This is a genomic window from Streptomyces sp. URMC 124, from assembly GCF_051386455.1.
In the GTDB taxonomy this organism is placed as follows: Bacteria; Actinomycetota; Actinomycetes; order Streptomycetales; family Streptomycetaceae; genus Streptomyces.
Genome location: NZ_JBPQTS010000635.1, coordinates 1 through 239, shown reverse-complemented (window position 1 = coordinate 239; position 239 = coordinate 1). Strand labels below are relative to the sequence as shown.

Sequence of the window (239 nt, the reverse complement as noted above, 5' to 3'; positions counted from 1 at the left end):
GGACTATATTCACCGATGGATGGTGGGCAGCTTCCTGCGGGGGCTTCGTTTTGTCGCGTTCGTGGCTGCACTGTTTTTGACCCCGGCTTATGTGGCGGTGACGGTTCACCATTATCAGATGGTTCCGCTGGAGATGCTGTTTGTCCTGATGCAATCCCGCAGTGAAATTCCGTATCCTCCGTTCTGGGAAGCGCTGCTCATGCTGCTGACGCTGGAGACATTAAAGGAAGCCCTGTCTC

General features: G+C 54.8%; 1 protein-coding gene. It reads left to right on the top strand.

Annotated elements, in window-relative coordinates; translation table 11 throughout:
* Positions 1–19: 19 nt before the first annotated feature.
* The coding region (locus ACSNOG_RS33970; protein ID WP_436756514.1) for a spore germination protein at positions 20–239 on the top strand (220 nt) is incomplete at its 3' end.